This window comes from Enterobacter cloacae complex sp. 2024EL-00711 (assembly GCF_047529885.1).
Lineage (GTDB): Bacteria > Pseudomonadota > Gammaproteobacteria > Enterobacterales > Enterobacteriaceae > Enterobacter > Enterobacter ludwigii.
In genome coordinates this window covers 49,570-67,598 of the sequence record NZ_JBLIZC010000001.1, presented here as the reverse complement: position 1 = coordinate 67,598, position 18,029 = coordinate 49,570, and the positions used below count along the sequence as shown (strand labels likewise).

General features: G+C 49.0%; 19 protein-coding genes and 1 pseudogene. 16 read left to right on the top strand and 4 right to left on the bottom strand.

The window, feature by feature from the left end; all coding sequences use genetic code 11:
- Position 1: 1 nt before the first annotated feature.
- Positions 2–778, bottom strand: a complete 777-nt coding sequence (locus ACMVME_RS00385; RefSeq protein WP_014170387.1) for an SDR family NAD(P)-dependent oxidoreductase — start codon at positions 776–778, stop codon at positions 2–4.
- A 176-nt stretch (positions 779–954) separates the two neighbouring features.
- On the opposite strand from ACMVME_RS00385, the gene ACMVME_RS00380 reads away from it, so the two are divergent.
- From ACMVME_RS00380 to ACMVME_RS00345, 8 genes are all read left to right on the top strand, one after another.
- Positions 955–1,869, top strand: a complete 915-nt coding sequence (locus ACMVME_RS00380; RefSeq protein ID WP_014170388.1) for a LysR substrate-binding domain-containing protein — start codon at positions 955–957, stop codon at positions 1,867–1,869.
- Positions 1,870–2,084: 215 nt separating this feature from the next.
- Positions 2,085–2,366 carry a hypothetical protein gene (locus ACMVME_RS00375; protein WP_068794685.1) on the top strand — a complete coding sequence of 94 codons (282 nt, stop codon included), beginning with the start codon at positions 2,085–2,087 and terminating at the stop codon, positions 2,364–2,366.
- Positions 2,367–2,404: 38 nt separating this feature from the next.
- Positions 2,405–2,749 (top strand): carboxymuconolactone decarboxylase family protein, encoded by a 345-nt coding sequence (locus ACMVME_RS00370; protein ID WP_014170390.1) that lies wholly within the window; start codon positions 2,405–2,407, stop codon positions 2,747–2,749.
- 43 nt (positions 2,750–2,792) lie between these two features.
- Entirely contained in the window at positions 2,793–3,476 is a 684-nt protein-coding gene (locus ACMVME_RS00365) for a cupin domain-containing protein (protein ID WP_081308089.1), read from the top strand.
- A complete protein-coding gene (locus ACMVME_RS00360; protein WP_068794686.1) occupies positions 3,473–4,576 on the top strand; it encodes a flavin monoamine oxidase family protein in 1,104 nt (367 codons plus the stop codon). Before ACMVME_RS00365 ends, ACMVME_RS00360 begins: the two co-directional genes overlap by 4 nt.
- 173 nt (positions 4,577–4,749) lie before the next feature.
- Positions 4,750–5,106, top strand: a complete 357-nt coding sequence (locus ACMVME_RS00355; RefSeq protein WP_068794687.1) for a cyclophilin-like fold protein — start codon at positions 4,750–4,752, stop codon at positions 5,104–5,106.
- A gap of 108 nt (positions 5,107–5,214) precedes the next feature.
- Positions 5,215–5,712, top strand: coding sequence for a cupin domain-containing protein (locus ACMVME_RS00350; RefSeq protein WP_232937587.1), 498 nt, complete (start codon positions 5,215–5,217; stop codon positions 5,710–5,712).
- Positions 5,712–6,503: a carboxymuconolactone decarboxylase family protein gene (locus ACMVME_RS00345; protein ID WP_078774423.1), complete on the top strand. Its 792-nt coding sequence runs from the start codon at positions 5,712–5,714 to the stop codon at positions 6,501–6,503. The genes ACMVME_RS00350 and ACMVME_RS00345 overlap by 1 nt, the downstream gene beginning before the upstream one ends.
- 75 nt (positions 6,504–6,578) lie before the next feature.
- On the opposite strand, the gene ACMVME_RS00340 is transcribed toward ACMVME_RS00345, so the two are convergent.
- A complete protein-coding gene (locus tag ACMVME_RS00340) occupies positions 6,579–7,478 on the bottom strand; it encodes a LysR family transcriptional regulator (protein WP_068794688.1) in 900 nt (299 codons plus the stop codon).
- A gap of 266 nt (positions 7,479–7,744) precedes the next feature.
- Between ACMVME_RS00340 and ACMVME_RS00335 the strand changes: the two are divergent.
- The 3 genes and pseudogenes from ACMVME_RS00335 to ACMVME_RS00325 all read left to right on the top strand — a co-directional run bounded on the left by ACMVME_RS00335 (position 7,745) and on the right by ACMVME_RS00325 (position 11,093).
- A pseudogene (locus ACMVME_RS00335) lies at positions 7,745–8,509 on the top strand (SDR family NAD(P)-dependent oxidoreductase).
- 143 nt (positions 8,510–8,652) lie between these two features.
- Positions 8,653–9,522, top strand: a complete 870-nt coding sequence (locus ACMVME_RS00330; RefSeq protein ID WP_032680875.1) for an aldo/keto reductase — start codon at positions 8,653–8,655, stop codon at positions 9,520–9,522.
- 314 nt (positions 9,523–9,836) lie between these two features.
- Positions 9,837–11,093, top strand: a complete 1,257-nt coding sequence (locus tag ACMVME_RS00325; protein ID WP_032678302.1) for a mechanosensitive ion channel family protein — start codon at positions 9,837–9,839, stop codon at positions 11,091–11,093.
- Between the two features lie 166 nt (positions 11,094–11,259).
- Here the strand turns inward: ACMVME_RS00325 and cspA are convergent, their stop codons facing one another.
- A complete protein-coding gene (gene cspA / locus ACMVME_RS00320; protein WP_014170400.1) occupies positions 11,260–11,472 on the bottom strand; it encodes an RNA chaperone/antiterminator CspA in 213 nt (70 codons plus the stop codon).
- Positions 11,473–12,061: 589 nt separating this feature from the next.
- Here cspA and ACMVME_RS00315 point away from each other — a divergent pair.
- The gene (locus ACMVME_RS00315; RefSeq protein WP_068794886.1) at positions 12,062–12,667 is read left to right on the top strand and encodes a transporter; all 606 of its coding nucleotides are present in this window, start codon (positions 12,062–12,064) and stop codon (positions 12,665–12,667) included.
- Between the two features lie 313 nt (positions 12,668–12,980).
- On the opposite strand, the gene ACMVME_RS00310 is transcribed toward ACMVME_RS00315, so the two are convergent.
- Positions 12,981–13,514, bottom strand: a complete 534-nt coding sequence (locus ACMVME_RS00310) for a hypothetical protein (protein WP_025203966.1) — start codon at positions 13,512–13,514, stop codon at positions 12,981–12,983.
- 254 nt (positions 13,515–13,768) lie between these two features.
- Between ACMVME_RS00310 and ACMVME_RS00305 the strand changes: the two genes are divergently transcribed.
- From ACMVME_RS00305 to ACMVME_RS00290, 4 genes are all read left to right on the top strand, one after another.
- A complete protein-coding gene (locus ACMVME_RS00305) occupies positions 13,769–14,434 on the top strand; it encodes a Crp/Fnr family transcriptional regulator (protein WP_414743336.1) in 666 nt (221 codons plus the stop codon).
- Positions 14,435–14,738: 304 nt separating this feature from the next.
- Positions 14,739–15,704, top strand: a complete 966-nt coding sequence (locus ACMVME_RS00300; protein WP_414743335.1) for a nucleoside hydrolase — start codon at positions 14,739–14,741, stop codon at positions 15,702–15,704.
- Positions 15,694–16,677 carry an adenosine deaminase gene (add, locus tag ACMVME_RS00295; RefSeq protein WP_068794690.1) on the top strand — a complete coding sequence of 328 codons (984 nt, stop codon included), beginning with the start codon at positions 15,694–15,696 and terminating at the stop codon, positions 16,675–16,677. The genes ACMVME_RS00300 and add overlap by 11 nt, the downstream gene beginning before the upstream one ends.
- Before the next feature lie 62 nt (positions 16,678–16,739).
- Positions 16,740–17,888 (top strand): MFS transporter, encoded by a 1,149-nt coding sequence (locus ACMVME_RS00290; protein WP_059306225.1) that lies wholly within the window; start codon positions 16,740–16,742, stop codon positions 17,886–17,888.
- Positions 17,889–18,029: the final 141 nt, after the last annotated feature.

The following is an 18,029-nucleotide window of genomic DNA, read 5'->3' as shown; positions in this document are numbered from 1 at the left end:
ATTAGGCGTTACGGCCAGCCATGACGCCGCCGTCAATGTCCCAGATTGCGCCGGTGACCCAGCCTGTCTTGTCAGAAAGCAGGAAGGCAACCGTTTCAGCCACATCGCCCGGTGTACCCACGCGGCCAATCGGATGGAAGCTGTCGAAGCTGTTCATCACCTCTTTTACATCGTCTTTCGGGATGAAGCCTTCATAAATTGGCGTGTGAACAACGGCCGGAGACACGGCATTGACGCGAATGCCTTTCCCGCCCAGCTCAATAGCCAGGTTTTTGGTCCATGCATGCAGGCCGGCTTTCGCCATGGAATATGCGGAAGACGGCGTGGCCCCGATGGCCTGCTGTGCCCACATAGAGCCGATATTGACGATGGAGCCTTTAATACCGGCATCAACCATATTGCGCACCACATCACGGGTGATGAAGAAGGTCGCGCGGTTGATGCTCATGTACATGTCGTAATCTGACGCTTCATGTTCAGTAAACGGTTTCGGGAAGAACACGCCAGCGGCATTGACCAGCAGGCTGATGTCTTTGTGTTCAGCATTGAGGGTATTCATCACGTGCTGCATACCCTCTTCTTTCATCAGGTCAGCCACGATGATGGATACCGGCCCGTCGACCGCCAGCGCCTGACGAGCCTGCTCCGCTTTGTCCTTGCGGTTCCCCACCAGCACCACGCTGCCACCGTTTTTCAGAACCCGCTTCGCCGTTTCGAAGCCCATACCGCTTGTACCACCGACCACTAACAGCTTTTTACCGGCAAAAGATGCGTTCATCGCTAACCTCTTTTAGAACATTTGGTTGTCATTGATGAAAAGCCTCGCTCCTCATCGTGTGCATCCAGAATGCCACCCTGCATCAGGGTTGACGACTGAGAAGAAATTGCGACACAGGAAAGAAAATCTTCTTCGCTCAGGTATACTGAAAGAAAGAATAAATCGGAGTACCTGCAATGCGTTCCCTGAACAGACTTAAATGGCTACATGCTTTTGAAGCGACCGCCCGTCACGGCAGCTTTACCGGTGCAGCGCAAGAGCTTGGCGTGACGCCTGCCGCAGTAGGCCAGCTTGTTCGTTCGCTCGAAGACTGGGTAGGCCACCCGCTGCTTCGCCGTACGCGGTCGGGTAAGGAGCGCCTGACGCTGGTGGATGAGGCTCAGGATGCGCTGCAGGACATTACGCAGGGCCTGGACAAGCTGGAAAGCGGGTTAAACAAACTGCGCGGACGTCGCGCACGTTCTGTCGTGGTCGTCACCGCCTCTCAGGTGCTGATGATGAACTGGCTGATGGAGCGTCTTAACCGGTTCTCAGAAACGCATGACACAATCGATCTGCGGCTTAACGTCACGGAAAAGCTGATGGACGTATCGCACGGCGAGGCGGATATCGGCATTCGCTGCGGACAGGGAGACTGGCCCGGCGTGAATAAAACCTGGCTGATGGATGAAGAGGCGGTGCTGGTCTGTAGCCCCCGCCTGGTGCCTCCGGAGAAAATTGCCTGTGGTGACTGGCTCGCCACGCAGAAGCTGATCCACGATGACACGCCGCACCCGGGCGCGAATTTTCCCTCATGGGACGACGTTCTCCGTACCGTCAATGCCCCTGGCGCGCTGGAAAGCAGGCTGCATATTAACTCCACCTCCGCCGTGATTCTCTCGGCCCTGAGCGGCCGGGGGGTGGCGATTGTACGTCACGCGCTGGTGAAACAGCTGATTGAAACCGGGCAACTGGTTCAATTGCACCCAGACCATCGCTGGCCGTTAACATGGTCTTACTACCTGGTGACCCCGCAGCACACCGCCATGCGTGAAGAAGTAAAAATATTTCACGACTGGCTTCTGCATGACGTGGTCTCTGACAATCCTTAACTCCCCTTTTTTAAGCATCATGCAGCAAGGGTCATCGCGTACCGGCATGATGCTTCTCTCTTCAGACGCCCGACATAGTTTTTCTTTTCTGCAACGCAAGATTAACTGATTTGTTGAAGATAACCGGCTTTCTCATAATCGCCCTCAACGAACGGTAAAGCAGACCGGTACCTTATCCGGCCGCCTTGCCTTAACCCTGAGCGAAGGAGAGAACGATGGCTTATCTGCAAATCAGCCTTGATATCAGTAATGAAAACCGTGCGGCAGCCGCCCGGGTCTACCAGCAATACAAAACCCCGTTCCTGAACACCATCGACGGTGCCACCTCTAAAGAACTGCTTGTTCGTGACGAGGACGTACAGGTCCTGCACGGATTTAAAACCGTGTCCCAGGCACAGGCGTATCTCAGCAGTCCGCTTTTCACCCAGGACGTCGTTGAAGCACTGAAACCATATCTGAACAGCGCGCCTGAAATCCGCATTTACGACGTCCTGTAACGGGCATTTTCTGAAACCTACACGTACCGGAGCTATGAATGTTTTTAAACTGGAATGAATATCGCACCAGCCTGCTGGCCACCGTCGGGAAATTTGCCAGACTGCAGCCTGAATTTATGAAAGGCTTACAGCAGATGGATAAAGGGGCTTCTGAAAATCAGCACCTTGATCCCAAGACCCACGAACTGATTGCGCTGGCTGTTGCCGTTACCACTCGCTGTGATGGTTGCCTGGCGGTACATGTGGAAGCTGCGGTTAAGAAAGGCGCAACGCGTGAAGAGATAGCTGAAGCGCTTTCCGTTGCCATCAGTCTGAACGCCGGTGCTGCGTTAACCTACACCGCCCGGGCTCTGGATGTTTTTGACAACCTGCCAACAAAATAAACCTGCATACGGCACCGCCTGCGGTGCCGTTTAATGACTGACTATGATGTTACTGAATTCTGATTTTTCACAGCGAGCCATCATTACTCCTGATGACTACCGCTGGGTGCCCTCCCCGCAACCCGGTGTGGAGCGCGTCATGCTTGATCGCATTGGCCGCGAGCAGGCCCGCGCAACCAGCCTTGTCAGGTATGCCCCTGATTCTGTGTTTCCTGAGCACACCCACCCCGGCGGAGAAGAGATCCTGGTGCTGAGCGGTACCTTTACGGAAAACGGAACCGATTATCCGGCTGGCTGGTATCTGCGCAGCCCGGACGGCTCGTCGCATCGACCGTCCAGTCGTGACGGCACCACCCTGTTCGTTAAGCTGCGCCAGTTCGCCGCCGAAGAACAGGAACCGGTCAGGATCAATACCAACGAGGCGGGTCGCTGGCACGGCCAGCCGCACAGACTCATTTGTCCCCTGTTCGCAAGCGTAGCGGAAACCACCCAGCTTCAGAGGATCGCACCGGGTGAACGACTCTTCTGCGCTCCGCTCGCCGGAGGAGCCGAGCTCCTGCTTCTCGAAGGGGAAATCAGCGCACCGGAAGGTCGTTACCTGAAAGGAAGCTGGCTCAGATTTCCTGAAGGCGATTTGCCGGCGCTGACGGCCGCCGCCTCTGGGGCACTTTTTTATCTTAAAACGGGACATCTCAGCCCGACCACACTGACCGGAGCGATACCATGAAAGGCAGCGTTATTATCATTGGTGCGGGTGTCAGCGGCCTGTATGCGGGCACACTGCTTGAAAAAGCGGGAGTGGATTACGTGATACTGGAAGCGAGGAAAAGAACCGGCGGTCGCGTACTTTCAGGTCAGGTGTTAGCAAACACGCCTGATGGGGTTCATGTGGACATGGGCGCGACCTGGTTCTGGCCGGAAATTCAGCCTGACTTCGCACACCTGGTTCATCAACTTGGATTAACGCCTCTCCCTCAGGGGCGACCGGGGGATATGCTTTATGAACGCCAGACGACGCCCCCTGCGCAACGTTATCCTGCCTATGTGACATCACCGGAGTCGTTCAGGCTTCAGGGTGGAATGCAGGCGCTGACGAGCGCATTAACACGCCAGATCCCGGCGCAGAAGATTAAGTCAGACCATCAGGTGGTTTCCATTTCCCGTCTCGGCGAGGGTATGCAGGTCGCGACGCAGTCCGAAACGGGCGAAGGCTCACTTTTCACCGGTGAACACGTTTTCCTCGCCCTGCCTCCCGCGCTGGCAGCAAAAATGACGTTCGAGCCGGCATTGCCGGAGCAGGTACTTTCACACTGGCGTAAAACGCCAACCTGGATGGCGCCTCACGCAAAATATGTCGCCCTGTACCAGACCGACTTTTTGCAGGCACAGCATCTCTGCGGTGATGTAAGCAGCCGTGTGGGTCCAATGGTTGAAATTCACGATGTGTCAGAGCCCGATACCGGCAAAACGGCTATCTTTGGTTTTATTGGCGTACCGGCAAAATCGCGATGGACGGTGAGCGAGGCCGAACTCAAGCGACTGTGCCGGGAGCAACTGGTGCGACTCTTCGGAGAAGACGCGGCAGAGCCTGAAGCCGAGTGGATAAAAGACTGGGCCGCCGATCCGTTTACGACGACAGAATTTGACCTGCAGCAGGACGTCGGGCACGCACAGCCGCAACAGATTCCGGCGCAGGAAGAATGGGCTGATAAATTAACCGGGATTGCCAGCGAATGGTCACCGCAATTTTCGGGTTATCTGGCCGGCGCAATTGACGCTGCTGCTGAAGGCGTTGGGCACTGGTTACGCCACGTTGCCAGACCCTGAGGCCTGTATCTGCCGATAACAAACATTTTGCTTCCCGGACCGGATTAATGAAATTTATTCATTTTTCTATTCTGATAACGCCTATTAACACGCGGTTTATTTCTGTTAAGAATAGTTGCCAATGACTGCAGACGATTGCCGGCTGGCGCAACGAACTCATACAGGAAAACCCGATGAAGATAAAAATTATACTGAACGACAAGACGCTGACCGCAACGTTGAATAGCAGCCAAACCAGTCGTGACTTTATCGCACTGTTGCCCCTTACGCTGCAGCTGAAAGATTATGCCGGGGAAGAGAAAATCAGCGATCTTCCTCGCCGCCTGTCCACGGCCGGCGCACCTGCGGGTACCACGGCCGCTAAGGGTGATATCACGCTATATGCCCCATGGGGAAATCTGGCGATTTTCTATAAAGCACACGGATATGCGTCGGGATTAATTACGCTGGGGCAATTAGACGAACCGGATGCCTTGCCCGTATCACCTGCTGAATATACTGCCCGATTTGAGCTACTGACGGATAAGTAGCCGCCCGAATATGTATTTCCGGCACAGCCGGCAAATCTCATCACAACACATTTATTCCCTTCTCTTTTCCCGGTACCGGGTTTGCCGTTTCATTCACAACAGGAGAGTATGATGATCCGTTTCACCTCTGTAGCAGCATCACTATTGGTATTTGCAGGTATGTCCGCACACAGCGAAACCACCCCTTCAGCTCAAATGACCGTGTCTGAAACGGGCAGTCGCGCGACGGTTGCCGAACCCGCTGATCACTTTACCGGACGTGCTTACATTGACCCCCTCTTCTCACCTGTCGCCCCGCAAAGAACAGGCGCCGCGTATGTCACCTTCGTGCCCGGCGCACGTTCCGACTGGCATACCCATCCGCTTGGGCAAACACTGGTGGTCACGTCCGGGACGGGCTGGGTGCAGGAGTGGGGGCAGGAGCGAAAAACCGTGCACGCCGGGGATGTCATTCAATGCCCGCCAGGGGTTAAACACTGGCACGGCGCAACGGATAAAACCACGATGGTGCATATGGCCATTCAGGAATCGAATGAGCAGGGGCAAAACGTGAACTGGCTTGAAAAAGTCAGCGATGCGCAGTACCTGCAGGCGGGAGGGCATTAATGCTGAACAGAACCGCCCTGCTTATCGTTTCACTCTTATTGATTAACGGATGTGTCTCCCAGACTACTCAAAACAGGAGTTCGACAATGAAACCGGAAGACTCACGGGACGCTGTAGCCCAGGTCGCGCCAGCAATGGCTGCCTATTCAGAACAGTTTATTGAAAAAGATCTCTGGAATCGCCCGGAACTGTCGCGACGCGATCGAAGCCTGGTGACGGTTGCAGCGCTGATCAGCCGCAATGATACGGCGGAACTTCCCCACTACCTCAACGTGGCGCTGGACAGCGGCGTAAAACCTGCGGAAATCTCAGAGACAATCACCCACCTGGCTTTTTACGCCGGCTGGCCGAACGCCACCTCTGCGGCGCTGATCGCGCGTCAGCTGTTTGCGCAACGCCATATCGATACCGCTTCCTTGCCAGGCGGAAAGGTGGATTTCCTGCCGCTGGATGAGGAGTCGGAAAACAAGCGTGCCACGCTGGTTGAATCAAACTTTGGCAAGGTCTCGCCGGGCGTAGTGAAATACACGACCGACGCGCTATTCCAGAACCTGTGGCTCAGGCCCGGACTGGCGCCTCGGGACAGAAGTCTGATCACGGTCAGTGCGTTGGTCACTGCCGGCCAGGTGGCCCAGGTTCCTTACCATCTCAACCGCGCCATGGACAATGGTTTAACCCGGACCCAGGCGTCCGAAGTCCTGACGCAACTGGCCTTTGTTGCGGGCTGGCCCAATGTTTTCTCGGCGATGCCGGTCTTTAAAGAGGTGTTTGCCGGCAGGGATAATGCCTGACATTTAGCCACGCAACTGTAAACGCCAGGCACCGGATGAGGGGCCTGGCTTTGCGTTGCTGACAAACGTCTCTCTTCAGGGATGTTTGTAATGGCGTAGCGCGTCGACCACCAGCTGGAATGCTTTCGATAGATTTCGGTTCTCGGGATAGTAAATATAATAGCCATCCCAGTAGGGGCACCAGTCGTCGAGCACGCTAATAAGCTCCCCACGGGCAATATGCTTTTCTGCGATATCACGCGGAACATGCGCCATGCCGTACCCTTCCACTGCAGCCTGAAGGCACTGATAGATACGGCTAAAGACCAGCTGGCCGGTGACTTTCACGTTCAGGCTTTTACCCTCTTTTTCAAATTCCCAGACGTATAAATTGCCATGCGTAGGAAACCGCAGGTTGATGCAGTTGTAATCAATCAGATCGTTAGGGTGCTGCGGCTGAGGATTGCGGGAAAAATAATCAGGTGAGCCGACCACGGCAAAACGGACATCCGGGCCAATACGCACGGAAATCATGCCGTTGGAGATCTGTTCCCCCAGACGGGTTCCTGCATCAAACCGCCCGGAAACAATATCCGTCAAGGCATAGTCATCAATCAGCTCCAGACTAATGTCAGGATATTCTTTAAGCAGCGGTTCCAGCTTCGGCCAGATAACAGACCCGATAGCATAATCTGATGTTGATATACGCACCGTACCCGCGGGTTTGCTGTTGAGATCTTTCAGGGACTGCAAACGACCCTGAATACCATCGATGTAAGGCCCCAGGTCATCCAGCATGGACTGACCAATATCGGTTAACGCAATACTGCGCGTGGTGCGAGTCAGCAGTTTCATCCCCAGACGAGATTCGAGGGTACGCATAGTATGGCTCAGGGCTGACTGCGACACGCCTAATTGGGCCGCAGCTTTGGTGAAGCTTTTTTCGCGCGCAACGGCAATAAAAGCCATTAAGTCATTAAGATTTTCTCGTGCCAATCTGGGCCTCTGATATCCGGAAAAAAGGGGTGGCTGATTCATCCCAATACACTGTCTCTTCAGACGAAAAGCGTTCTGGCGGTATGGCGTTCATTATAAATGACGGCCGCCTGCGCTGTACGAGAAGCAGTCTATCTAATTTATGAAAATTCCTCATTACTGCATTTTGATTTAGTCAGTTTTAACAACATCACATTTCCCGCAGAATACTTTTACACAACGTGAGACGTCTGCATTGCACGTGATTCCACGGTAAGAGGTATCAAATGGTTAAGTATGATTTTAGTGGCAAGGTGGCGCTGGTCACCGGCGCGGCTTCCGGTATGGGGCTCGCGACCGTCAGGGCATTTTGCGAATCTGGCGCAACGGTGGTGATGGCGGATATTCGCGAGGATGCGTTATCTCGCGAAGCGGATGCGCTACTGGCTGAAGGGTATACCGTGAAACCCGTTGTCTGCGACGTGACTGACGAAGAGCAGGTCAGACGCATGATCGAGAACGCAGTACAGGCGTTTGGTCAGCTCGACGCCGCCTATAACAACGCCGGTATTCAGAGCCCCATTGCAGAAACCGCAGATGCCAGCGGCGAAGAGTTTGATCGCGTCAACGCGATTAACCTGCGGGGTATCTGGAACTGCATGAAATATTAGCTGCAACAAATGCGCCGTCAGAAAAGTGGCGCTATCGTTAACTGTTCGTCTCTGGGCGGGCTGGTCGGCATTGCCGGGCGCGGCGTTTATCATGCGACAAAGCATGGCGTCCTCGGGCTGACCAAAAGCGCAGCGCTGGAATATGCCGCACGTGGAATACAGATCAACGCCGTTTGTCCCGGCATTATCCGCACGCCAATGGTCGAAAATATGCTGAACAGCGAGCCTGACGCAATGGCCGAGCTCATGAAACTGCAGCCAATTGGTCGCCTGGGCGAGCCCGAAGAGATCGCGCGCGCCGTCTTATGGTTGTGCAGTTCCGATGCCAGCTTCGTCACCGGACAGGCTCTGGCAATTGATGGAGGTTATACGGTTCAGTAATCAGATGTCATTCTGGTTTATTCCCGACAGGGTGTAGACCAGCGTATTCAGCGATTTGAAAGAATAAATACGATTACCACGGGTTCGCCGTGGTTCTGTTTATACTTTTGAATGGTGTCTAAACAGGGTGGAGGGACTCTTCAGTGGAATATACAGTATTAAGCAACAACCTCAGAATGCCGATGGCGGGTTTTGGTGTTTTTCAGGTCACCGATAAAGAAGAATGTAAACAGTCAGTGCTGAGCGCCATTCGTACAGGCTATCGCCTCATTGATACCGCAGCAGTGTACGGCAATGAAGATGCCGTAGGCGATGCCGTTCGTGAAGCCATCGCTGAAGGTCTGTGTACCCGCGAGGAGTTATTTATTACCTCTAAGCTGTGGGTGCAGGACATGGCAAGCTACGAGACCGCCAAAGCCGGTATTGAGGCCTCGTTAAAAAAATCGGGATTAGGCTATTTCGATCTCTACTTATTGCATCAGGCAATGCGTGATTATTTCAGCGCGTGGCGGGCTTTGGAAGATGAGTATGATGCCGGAAAGCTAAAAGCGATTGGCGTGTCTAATTTCTACGCCCACGTGCTCACCAACTTCTGTGAAACGGTCAGAATTAAGCCCATGGTAAATCAGGTGGAATTACACCCTTACTTTGCGCAATCTGACGCACTCGAGACCATGAAATATTACAACGTTCAGCCAGAAGCCTGGGCACCACTTGGCGGCGGAAGGCACAAACCGTACGAAAATGAAATGCTCAAGGGGATTGCCGAAGCGCATCAAAAAACCATCGCTCAGATCATTCTGCGCTGGAATGTGCAACGTGGCGTTACCGTCATTCCTAAATCCACGCATCAGAACCGGATTGAAGAGAACCTGGCTATCTGGGACTTCTCCCTGAGCGATGCCGAAATGGCGCAAATCAGTTCGCTCGACTTAGGCTATGTTGGCGATGCGGTTAAACACTTTAACCCTGAGTTTGTTCGCGGGTGTCTGGGTGTAAAAATCCACGACTAAGCGCGACGCGGCGTGCCACCCTCTTCCACTTCTGCAGAGAATGTTACGCCCCTCTCCCTGCTTCGGTACCGAACAGGGAGAGGATATATGTTTTAGCGATCCAGATGCTGAAGGTGGGCATCGTCTGCTTTTATTGCCTGGAACGGTTCTGGAAATAAAGTTACCGACCGAAACAAAATAGGTCTGTGCGACTTAGGATTCAGGCCGTGGACTTGTCTGTACCGGATATGCCATTATATGATTTGGTTAAATCTTTGTATTTATCTTTTGAATAAGGTTAATACAAAATGGCATACTTATTCAGGCGATAAGCGATGGTGTACTTGGATTATTTATTAACATTTATAGAAAGCAATCCGGCTCTGGCCATTGGATTTAATCTTATTCTGTTGGTCATCTCAGGTTTCTTTGCGCACCTGATGTGCAAATTCCTGCTCATAAAAATCGTTCGTAAGGTCTTCTTTGCCAGCCATAAACAGGATGTCCCGCTGGAAAAAGATCGCCGCATAGCCGAAAAGCTGTCGAATTTCATTCCGGTTATTATCGTTTATTACGTCCTGCAGTTTATGCCCAATATGCCAGCATCGCTGGTGACGGCAATAAATACCATTTGTGGGATTCTATTCTTTATTTTTCTGTCGGTTTTCTTCAATGAGATGCTGGATATTGTCAACAGCTCATATTTACGCAAGACGAAGCGTAAAAATCACTCTATCAAAGGCTATATCCAGATAGGGAAAATATTTATTCACGTCATCGCCGCGATCATGATCCTTGCCGTCATGTCGAATAAATCCCCCGCGATTATTATTTCCAGCCTCGGGGCCGTGGCGGCCGTGCTGATGTTAGTCTTTCAGCATACCCTGCTTTCGCTCGTTGCCAACATCCAGCTTTCGTCAAATGACGTCCTGCAGTTGGGGGACTGGATTGAAATGCCCGATAAAAACCTGAGTGGCGAAGTGACCGACATTGCGCTGCACACCATTACTATCCGTAACTGGGATAACACGATCTCGCGTATCCCGACCAAAAACTTTCTGACCGAAACGTATACCAACTGGCAGGCCATGTTTTCGTCAGGCGCACGCCGGATTATGCGCAGCACCACGATCGATCAGCACTCCGTTACATTTCTCACGCAGGAAACGCTGGCCCCGATGCTGGCCCTGCGCGGCACGAATGAACCGCTGGCAAAACTCATCGACGGGCGTGATCCCCTGGGCGTACCGGACAGTTGGTTTATGGATAATGGCCTGACAAATTTAACGCTCTTTCGGCACTACCTGATGGCCTGGCTCGCCGATCGGCCTGATATTATCAAAGATATGTATATTGTGGTGAGAACGCTGAAGCCTACGCCGTCGGGTATTCCCCTGGAAATTTATTGCTTTACCTCTTCCGTACTGTGGATGGAGTATGAGAATACTCAGTCAGCGATATTTGAATACATCACCGCTGTCGCTGGTCAGTTCTCGCTCCGCTTATATCAGTATCCGGCAGGACATGATTTCTGGCGTTTATCACAGGAACACAGCCTTCGGGACCGCACCCCACCTCCGGGTGAAGGTTAAGCTTTTTTGAAAACAGGCCTGTCAAACGGAATAATAGACAGCCTATCACCATCCTGAAGCCATAAAAAAACCCGCACTCGGCGGGTTTTTTTATTATCGGTGAAGCTTAACTGCTCAGACTCGCGTCTTCATCGCTATCGTAAGGCTCACCGACAATGTGCGCGACTTACAGCGGAGAAACGTTACCCGCTGCTGGGCCTTTAGCGCCATTTTCAATGGTGAAGGACACTTTCTGGCCTTCATCAAGAGATTTGTAGCTGTCGCTCTGAATAGCAGAGAAGTGTACGAATACATCTTTGCTGCCGTCGTCAGGAGTGATAAAGCCAAAACCTTTATCAGAGTTAAACCATTTTACTAAACCAGTCATTTTATTAGACATAGATAATTCCTTATTTTTTGAGCCACTAAGCGCGGCGATGATGGCCTGTATTTAGAGAGTAACTTATTTGGCACTTAGGAGGAGGCTCACGAAGAAGAGTATCTATTGATAACACCTGAACTGAGGACTGCTTTACTAAACTGCTTTAATAAGGTCTGTATTCCAAACCGATGACGCTATTTAGGCACAGAAAAATTTTTTAAGCAAAGTTTTTATTTTTTATTATAACCACTTAAACACCCGGACGGCTGAATGGCTATGGAAATTAAGGCGCTGGCGCAGCGTATTCACGCCCTGTTTAGCTAAAGCATACTTCCCCTTTTGAGGGTGGATACCCGTCTGACGATGGGTCATCGTATGCACGTGACTGCTCAACCAGAGGCTGAACTCGTGTGACATGGGATTACATCGCTCAGGCGACTTTCCACCTGGATTTCTGATGCAAGGCTGAAGTCTGAGGTGGAATGCTAATGCGCCCTCGCTAAGTAGCTCAAAATGCTTAAAATTCATGCCTATAGCGCACAAAGTGAAATAGATTTTCGTTCGAAGCCACTTATCATAGGTGTTTTGAATGAAAGTGGTGGTGTTAATGTCTGTGCTCAAAAGCTTTTTCTTCTTTCTTTTCGCGTCAGCCGCCTGCACTGTGCCCGTGCTTTGCCTGTGGGCGGATATCTATTTATTTAACCTGGATATACCGGAGATATCGCTGACCGAAATTGTGCAGGAATCAGTTTTAGGGGGCATTGTATTTATACACTTCCTGCTGGCGAAGAAATGGGCATTCATGCGCTATTGCAACATCCTGATTGGCGGCTTTTTCCTCTCCATGCTGATTCGAGAACTGGATGCATTTTTCGATCTTCTGGCTCACGGAAGCTGGGTATGGTTTGCACTGCTTTCCGCCGTTTGCGCTTTGCTTTATCCCGTTATGCATTATCGTCTTACCCTTACGCAACTGGCACACTATACCCGTACCCCGTGGTACGGCGTGATGCTCAGTGGTCTGTTGGCAGTCCTGGTCTTCTCCCGGCTGTTTGGAATGCACGGATTGTGGTACGCGATACTTGATCAAAGCTACGTCAGGGTGGTCAAAAATGTCGTGGAGGAAGGCAGCGAATCATTCGGGTATATGCTCTGCCTTATAGCATCTGTAGGGTACTACTGCTCTTTCCGGTCGCTCCCCCGCCAGAAATGATTCTGGTATTTAGAGAGCACGATAAACACGCCAATCTTCCTGTGACGATGAGTTGAACGCCACAGGGAGAGCGGACTTCTATTCTCAAAAGCAAACGTTGTAGCGCCCAATATAATACGTTACATCTCTCTTAACGCCATCCGCGTGCTCCGTGTTCAGGTAATGCCCTTATAAAGTGAAAAAGAATCAATAGTCGTTGAACAGATGAAGATAAAAAACATCAAAAATCTCTTCTTCAGATTTTTAATGGTGAAGTCAATCTCCCTCGCAGCAAAAATTCACGTGATTATATGTGAATTCGCAGACTAACATCTTAACGCTCTATTAATTCGGCGAATCTCTCAAGAAATGCACTAAATGCAGCTTTCGGTAGCATCGGAACGACTTTAATTATAACCGATGGTGATATATCTCGCAGGGAAGGATAGTCTAATACCTTTTCCATACCCAGATCCCTCGCTTCAGTAGCGAGCATGATCCGATCAGCATGCTTAACTTCTGAGGCTTTACAGGAGGAAATATTAAATTTCACTCTGATCAATGACTCAATTTCTTTCTCAAGGTTTATATACTGCGGCATACATTTTTTTAAAGGAGAAGGGAAATCTTTTATGTAAGCCTCGGTGGCATCATGAAGAAGCCCTTCCAGAGCTAAATGCACTGGCGTTAAATAACTTACCAGAACGGAATGCTGAGCCACTGAATAGAAACTTTCGCATTGCCCACCAAAACGGCATTCATTTGACAAGCCCTTAGCGATATCAATTATATCTATATCATTTATACTGAGATTAAGAAAATCAATTTTCTTGCCGCTAAAAGTAACGATAGTGGTTGCTGAATGCATAAAACCGCCCCGAATAAAATAACTCTCAGACCATTTACCTTGAGTATAAAAAACGCTTTATCGAAAAAAAAGGACGCATGTCCTTTTTTCGAAAGGAGTTTTATTATAAGAGTTGATGACGATTTGAGAAAATGGTATAGATGCGCCAGAAATATCATCGCTGACAGGTTAACCTGGTGATGCCAGGCATATGACTTGAGATTATTTCATGCACAATCTATAATAATTCACAAACAAAGCGTTGAGTCACCTTTATGAAATCATTACAAATAGATTTATCACATTCTGACATTCTGAACTCTAAACTTAAATTAATTTTACCAGATGACATACTCAGCAGAGCTAAATTACTGATTTTTAATAAGGGAGAGATTTTACTCCACCAAGGAGATTCCCCATCGGGAGTTTACTGTTTAATTAAAGGTAAGGTACAAATAGAGCATTTATCTAAAGATGGTAAAGATATTACTTTTTGTATAGAAGAACCTCTCTCTGTGATTGGTGCCATTGAAATTTTCCAACATGATAGCACCAGCAGAAATCTGATTACAGTAAAGATCCTTAAGACGTCAACGATAGTTTATTTTTCACTTAACTATATAAATACTATTGGATTAAATGAGCCAGTTTTTCTTCGTTTTCTTTGCCAACAACTTGCAAATAAATTATTCATCTCTTCTAAATTAAAAACCACTATGTGTTTAAGTTCATTACAGAGAGTGTCAAATTACCTCATGAATGAATATAATAAACATGGTTCCGTTATCAGGCTTGAGCGAAGAGAATTGGTCGCATCATTTCTTTCCATTTCGGTGAGACATCTCAATCGAGTTTTAGCAGAGTTACAAGAAAATCAAATCATAGAACTCAAGAATAAAACGATTATAGTGAAAGACAGTGAATTATTAAAGCCAGAGTAATCTGCAAATAACCTTCGCACCACATTCTACCACAGCCGCTTTCAACGCCATCGGAAGATGGTTCATTTATATGAAGCCTTTTTTAATCACAATTTTTTTATTTTATAAAAGCACTAACCATATATAAAAACTATGGCACACGATTTTTTCACAAATATCTTAGCGAAGTTAGCGCTCAAAATACTAATCGTTATTGAAGCGAGACCGACTGGCATGTCCACTAAAAAGAGATAGATGTCCTTTTTTTTGGATGCATTGTTCGTCATCTTATCTCGTGACAAGCTTCCTTACTGAGAGAAATACTATGAGAAAATTACTTATTGATACTGATACCGCTTCTGATGACGCAGTCGCTATTGTGATGGCACTCAGAGAGCGTACCGTTAGGGTTGAAGCAATAACAGTAGTCGTTGGTAACTGTGAGATCGAACAGTGTGTTCAAAACGCATTAGTGAGTATTGAAAAAGCCGGAACATATGCTCCTCCTGTATTTTCCGGAAAGACAAAGCCGCTTTTTAAAACCCACTTCACTTCTCACCATATTCATGGCAAAGATGGTATGGGTAATATGGAAAATCCCCCCACCACCCTAAAGTCGGAATCACTTCATGCGGTAGATGCGATTCTTCTTTATGCAGAAAAATTCAAAGGTGAACTTGAGATCGTTACCCTGGGACCTCTGACTAATCTGGCAATGGCAGTACTGAAGGAACCAACGCTTGCGAAAAAAATTAAACATGTTTATATCATGGGCGGTGCCGGCCTTACTTCGGGAAATATCACGCCTCTGGCTGAGTTCAATTTTTTTGTTGATGCGGAAGCCGCAAATATAGTGATGCAATCAGGGCTCCCTATGACAGTCGTTGGGTGGGAAATAGGCATGGGAGAAGCTTTCATTAATGAAGATGATATAGCATACCTCAATCAACTGAGCCCCTTGGGTCAGTTCGCCGTAAGATGCAACAAATCTTTGATGGAGTTTAATGCAGGCCGAACGGTACGCAAGGGTTTTGATTTGCCAGACCCCACCACCATGGCAGTAGCGCTTTTTCCTGATATTGTTGAGGAGGCGTTTTCCCGTTATTCCTGGGTGGAGTACAAATGTGAGTCATCGTATGGACATTATGTTATCGATGCGACAAACCTTACAGGGAAAGCACCTAATGCCAGAATTATACTTAAAATAAAAAGTGGTATGTTCAAAGAGAAATTATTCTCGTTACTCGCAGACTCCGCAATGATGTATAGAGGAACTTTAGATGTATTTTAATTCCCGAAGGATTCCGAAAATTGAGCTTCACGTTCATTTGGATACTTGTATTAGCTATCATTGCGCAAAAATGCTGATGCCTGCACTGAATCTTAAAGTATTTCAGTCGAATTTTATCGCACCGAGTCAATGTACTGACCTGGGAGATTTTTTAAGAAGAATTTCTCCGCAGCTGAGCTTATTACAAACCCACACTGCATTACGTCAGGCCGTCGAAGACATGTTTGATCAACTCCATGCTGATGGGGTAATTTATGCTGAGTTACGCTTTGCGCCACTCTTACATCTTAATCAATATCTTACGGCTGAAGAGGTCATTGAAACCGTCCTGGATGCCATGCAGATAAATAGCCATATTTTTGATATCAAAGCCAATTTAATATTATGTACACTGCGTCATTTTACGGCAGAACAGAGCCTTGAGACGGCAAGACTGGTGACAAAATACCTGCATTATGGGGTTGTCGCGCTTGACCTTGCAGCTGATGAAGCCCGCTACCCGCTGGATAACCATGTTGAGGCGTTTAATTATGTACGCCAGCATGGAGGCAACTGTATCGCACATGCAGGAGAGGCTAAGGATTTCGTCAGCGTAAATGAAACGCTTAATAAACTGAAAGTTTCTCGCATCGGACATGGCGTCAGAAGCATTGCTGACAGAGCGACACTAGATCGGTTGCTTGAAGAGCATATCCATCTGGAGATTTGCCCGGGTTGTAACATTGTCTGTAATATTTATCCTTCCATTGAAGAGCACCCTGTTAATGCGCTTTTTCGTGAAGGCATTTCATTAAGCATTAATACTGATGCCAGAACCGTTGCCAACACCTCACTGGATAAAGAATATCAACTATTACATCATGTTTTTGGATGGGACACAGAAGAATTTCTGGTTTGCAATATCAATGCTATTGACGCATGTTTTCCCTCGCTACCGCTGAAGAAACAACTCAAAGCCAATCTTACGGGGTGATAATCCCAGACATACATTTAAACAACAGGCATGAGCGCTCATTACATCGAATATGAAATAACATGACCACATTTTTGTATCTAATACTCTGTGCGATGTCTACCGCCGCCGGCACCGATATGGTTTTGCCTGCTATTCCACTTTTTGCTACAGTCTTTAATACCTCATCGGAGATATCACAAAGGATACTCTCCATATATGTAGCAGGTAATGCCTGTGGTTTATTACTATTTGGTAACCTGGCCGATCGCTTCAGCAAAATCAGGATGCTCTTCTTTGCGCTACTTTTATTTTCACTAACTTCTTTTGGTTGCGCGTACGCTCCAGAAATAACACTTCTTTTAATATTACGATTTACACAAGGGATGGCTTCTGCTGCAGCATCAGTTTTCATCCCTGGATTTATTAGAGGTTTGTTTCCTCATCGGAAGGCAGCCCGGGCAATTGGATTGTTAGGGAGCATACAGGCATTAGTTCCGGCGATAGCCCCTGTAGTAGGTACACTTATCCTGCAGTTCTTTAACTGGAGAATCACGTTTATCTCTCTGGGCGTACTGACGATGGCTTTAGCTGTAATGATAAGGTTTGCAAAGGGACCAGAACGAAACCCAGGCCAGCACACGCCTGGAACGTACGTACAATTATTGAAAAATGCTGTTTATCTTCGCTATGCATTGAGCCAGGCTTTGGCCGTTGGCGGTCTGATAACGTTCGTATTCGGAGCACCAAGCGTCATTATCCTTTCCATGGGCGGGAACCTGAATGACTTCATCCTTATGCAAATGTTGAACGTAGGAGGTTACATCATCGCCGCCAACATTTCTCCGGGGTTGGCTGAACGTTTTAGCCATGAAAAAGTAATTCTTGCCGGCACGCTTATGGCATTGCTCAGCGCCTTCGCGCTATCGGGATATGGTTTCCTGAACGGAAGCCGGGCTTTTGTTATGACCATACTCTTTACGCCAATGGGTTTTGCGCTGGGGTTAAGGGGCCCCGTCGCCTTCTACAGGGGTATCGTTTCTGCAGGCAGTAATGATGCCAGAGGATCTGCGCTTATGATTTTCCTCACCTTCATAACGACTGCGCTGGGGTCACTCATAACTGGACATTTTATTACGGGTGGGCTCACCCCTCTTGCCATGTCAGTCACCGCCATGTTCTTACTGTCATTTTTGCTTTTTGTGTTATTGCCAAAACTGAACCGCCAGTGAATAAACAACAATGGGTAAGTCAATATTCTTTACAGCAGTGCATGAACGCTGTTGAAGAGTCGCTTCGGGGCGCAGCGGACATTGCATCCGCCCACCCCGGCAGTTAAAGCAAAGTTACTCCCCGGTACCTGTCTTGTCAGT

Excerpts from the sequence above, each read along its gene's own strand:
- ACMVME_RS00385 (WP_014170387.1), bottom strand. The coding sequence starts at position 778 with ATGAACGCATCTTTTGCCGGTAAAAAGCTGTTAGTGGTCGGTGGTACA.
- ACMVME_RS00380 (WP_014170388.1), top strand. The coding sequence starts at position 955 with ATGCGTTCCCTGAACAGACTTAAATGGCTACATGCTTTTGAAGCGACC.
- ACMVME_RS00375 (WP_068794685.1), top strand. The coding sequence starts at position 2,085 with ATGGCTTATCTGCAAATCAGCCTTGATATCAGTAATGAAAACCGTGCG.
- ACMVME_RS00370 (WP_014170390.1), top strand. The coding sequence starts at position 2,405 with ATGTTTTTAAACTGGAATGAATATCGCACCAGCCTGCTGGCCACCGTC.
- ACMVME_RS00365 (WP_081308089.1), top strand. The coding sequence starts at position 2,793 with ATGATGTTACTGAATTCTGATTTTTCACAGCGAGCCATCATTACTCCT.
- ACMVME_RS00360 (WP_068794686.1), top strand. The coding sequence starts at position 3,473 with ATGAAAGGCAGCGTTATTATCATTGGTGCGGGTGTCAGCGGCCTGTAT.
- ACMVME_RS00355 (WP_068794687.1), top strand. The coding sequence starts at position 4,750 with ATGAAGATAAAAATTATACTGAACGACAAGACGCTGACCGCAACGTTG.
- ACMVME_RS00350 (WP_232937587.1), top strand. The coding sequence starts at position 5,215 with ATGATGATCCGTTTCACCTCTGTAGCAGCATCACTATTGGTATTTGCA.
- ACMVME_RS00345 (WP_078774423.1), top strand. The coding sequence starts at position 5,712 with ATGCTGAACAGAACCGCCCTGCTTATCGTTTCACTCTTATTGATTAAC.
- ACMVME_RS00325 (WP_032678302.1), top strand. The coding sequence starts at position 9,837 with ATGGTGTACTTGGATTATTTATTAACATTTATAGAAAGCAATCCGGCT.
- cspA (WP_014170400.1), bottom strand. The coding sequence starts at position 11,472 with ATGTCTAATAAAATGACTGGTTTAGTAAAATGGTTTAACTCTGATAAA.
- ACMVME_RS00315 (WP_068794886.1), top strand. The coding sequence starts at position 12,062 with ATGTCTGTGCTCAAAAGCTTTTTCTTCTTTCTTTTCGCGTCAGCCGCC.
- ACMVME_RS00310 (WP_025203966.1), bottom strand. The coding sequence starts at position 13,514 with ATGCATTCAGCAACCACTATCGTTACTTTTAGCGGCAAGAAAATTGAT.
- ACMVME_RS00305 (WP_414743336.1), top strand. The coding sequence starts at position 13,769 with ATGAAATCATTACAAATAGATTTATCACATTCTGACATTCTGAACTCT.
- ACMVME_RS00300 (WP_414743335.1), top strand. The coding sequence starts at position 14,739 with ATGAGAAAATTACTTATTGATACTGATACCGCTTCTGATGACGCAGTC.
- add (WP_068794690.1), top strand. The coding sequence starts at position 15,694 with ATGTATTTTAATTCCCGAAGGATTCCGAAAATTGAGCTTCACGTTCAT.
- ACMVME_RS00290 (WP_059306225.1), top strand. The coding sequence starts at position 16,740 with ATGACCACATTTTTGTATCTAATACTCTGTGCGATGTCTACCGCCGCC.